We start from the raw sequence: 2,638 nt of genomic DNA, 5'->3' as shown, positions 1-2,638 counted from the left end.
CTTTGCACGCCGCCCCAAATTTGATTTACTCGCCACGGTAACGAGTGACGGGTGAGTATCTATGTCCAACGAGAACAAACCCCCGACCTTGTTCGATTGGCTCGGCCTGAGCGACCCGCGCGAATACCCCAAGGGCTTTGGGCATTTCATCGGCTTTTTCTTCACGCTTGTCGTGCTCGCCTTCCTGGCCTTGTTCGTCATGGCCTTCGCCGCCGCCTTCGTCTTGGTCTTTGGTGCCTTCACCGGCCAAGGTGCCACCCTCAGCCTCGGCGCGCTTTTGGTGGCACTCCTCGGCGCGCCCTTCCTCATCTGGCGCACGGTGGTGGCGCAAAACACCCTCGACACCGCCCGCAAAGAAGCCGCCCTGAAAGAAGAGGCGCTCTTCAACGACAAGATCAACGCCGCCGCCAAGGATCTGGCCGCAAGGCGGCAGGTGACGCGGGTGCTACACGAAGGCACCGACAAGGAAACCATACTCACAGAATGGGAGGATGACCTCGTCACCCGCGCCGCCGCAATCGACCTGCTCGAAGGCTTGGCGAACGAACGCCCCGACGCAGCCCCCCGCATCGCCCGGCAATTGTCGATCTATGTGCGAGAGTTGAGCCGCCAGTATCCGGCGAAGGAACCGCCGGAGAATCCAACCCGGCAAGAAATAGAAAACTGGGCAATACACCTTAAACCCGTCCGGTCGGACATGGAAAAAGCCGCGCAAACGCTCGGTCGCTTGCAAAGGATTGGCGGAGTTAGCCTCAGCCCAACGGACATCGACTTGCGCGAGGCCAACTTGCAGGGGTGCGACCTCCAAAAACTGACATTTGAAAAGGCACTCTTTGAGAAAGCCGCTCTCCAAGGCGCCAATCTCAGAAAGACCAAGTTGACACGGGCAAACCTTTTCTTTGTGGAAATGCAAGGAACGCTTTTGGCTGAAGCTCAATTGGAAGGGGCAAATCTATTCGGCGCAGTCCTCCAAGGAACGGAGTTGGTCGGCGCTCAGTTGCAGGGAGCGGACCTTTCCTGCGCCGAGATGCAAGGCGGGAATTTTCGTGCCGCCCAACTTCAAGGGGCGATGCTAAACAGCATCACGACTTCGACCGAAACAAACCTCTATGGTGCGTCCCTTCATGGCGCGGCGATCATGCTCGTTTCCAGAAGCGTGATGGAGCAGCTGCAGCCATTTTGGCCCGACATTTTGGGTATTTTTTCGCCGCTCGCCAAAAATGCGCCCGATCACTGGATTGAAGATGGTGAAATCCCTCCTTACTCGGAAAAATTCGATGACCTTTGGCGCGCTTGGGCCTCCGAACATCACCCCGGCATCAAGATCTACCCCGACTACCGCGACCAAGACCCCGACTAACACAACCGCACAGAACCACCCCACCCCCCAACTTCCGTGCAAAATCCTGTAACGACAAGATCACGACAGGATCACTACGCGATCACGACAGCACCGCGGGCCCCTTCCCCAGCGCCCCTGCCTCTGGCATACCCTGCCCAAACCGCGCCAAGACCCGAGGCCCAAGATGCATGATATCCGCGCCATTCGCGACACCCCCGCAGCCTTTGATGCAGCCCTTGCCCGCCGGGGTTTGGCCCCGCAATCGCAGAACATCCTCGCGCTGGACGAGGCCCGCCGCGCCTGCATCCTCGCCGCCGAAACAGCACAGGCCGACCGCAACGCCGCCTCCAAGGATGTGGGTGCCGCCAAGGCGCGCGGCGATAATGCCGAATTCGAACGCCTGCGCGCTTTAGTCTCTGAAAAGAAAGATGAAATCGCCCGGCTCGAGGATGAGGCCAAGCAAAAGGACGACGCCCTCCGCGACCTTCTGGCCACCATCCCCAACCTGCCCGCCGCCGATGTCCCCGATGGCGCGGACGAGGCCGCCAATGTCGAGATCAACCGCTGGGGCACCCCCCGCGCCTTCGATTTCAAACCCCGCGAACATTTCGACATCGCGGGCGTCAAACCCGGCCTCGACTTCGAGACCGCAGCCAAGCTCTCGGGCGCACGTTTCGTCGTGATGCAAGGTGCCACAGCCCGCCTACACCGCGCACTTGCCCAATTTATGCTGGATGTTCATACACTTGACAACGGCCTGACCGAGGTGAACGGCCCCGTCCTCGTCCGCGCGGAAACCATGTTCGGCACCGGCCAATTGCCGAAATTCGGCGAAGACAGCTATGAGACGACGAACGGTTGGTGGCTCATCCCCACCTCCGAAGTCACGCTGACGAACATCGTCGCGGGCGAAATCCTCGACGCGGCCGATCTGCCCAAACGCTACACCGCCCATTCGCTGTGCTTCCGCAGCGAGGCGGGCAGCGCCGGCCGCGATACGGCCGGCATGCTGCGCCAGCACCAGTTCGAAAAGGTCGAGATGGTCTCCATCACCCATCCCGACCAGTCGGACGATGAGCAAAAGCGCATGCTAGCCTGCGCCGAGGGCATCCTTGAACGCCTTGAAATCCCTTATAGAACCATGGTGCTATGCACCGGCGACATGGGCTTTGGCGCGCGCCGCACCTATGATATCGAGGCATGGCTGCCCGGCCAGAACTGCTACCGCGAGATCAGCTCTGTCTCGACCTGCGGCGATTTTCAGGCGCGCCGCATGAATGCCCGCTTCCGCCCCAC

2 protein-coding genes are annotated in these 2,638 nt (G+C 60.5%); both read left to right on the top strand.

The genetic code is table 11. The annotated features are described in order from the left end of the window. The first annotated feature begins 61 nt into the window (after positions 1-61). Positions 62-1,360 (top strand): pentapeptide repeat-containing protein, encoded by a 1,299-nt coding sequence (locus KG698_RS15005; protein ID WP_213686352.1) that lies wholly within the window; start codon positions 62-64, stop codon positions 1,358-1,360. 166 nt (positions 1,361-1,526) lie between these two features. Then, the coding region (serS, locus tag KG698_RS15000) for a serine--tRNA ligase (protein ID WP_213686351.1) at positions 1,527-2,638 on the top strand (1,112 nt) is incomplete at its 3' end.

Source organism: Roseicyclus sp., assembly GCF_018402035.1.
Lineage (GTDB): Bacteria > Pseudomonadota > Alphaproteobacteria > Rhodobacterales > Rhodobacteraceae > Roseicyclus.
The sequence above is the reverse complement of the archived record's forward strand: the minus strand, read 5'-3'. Positions and strand labels throughout refer to the sequence as shown.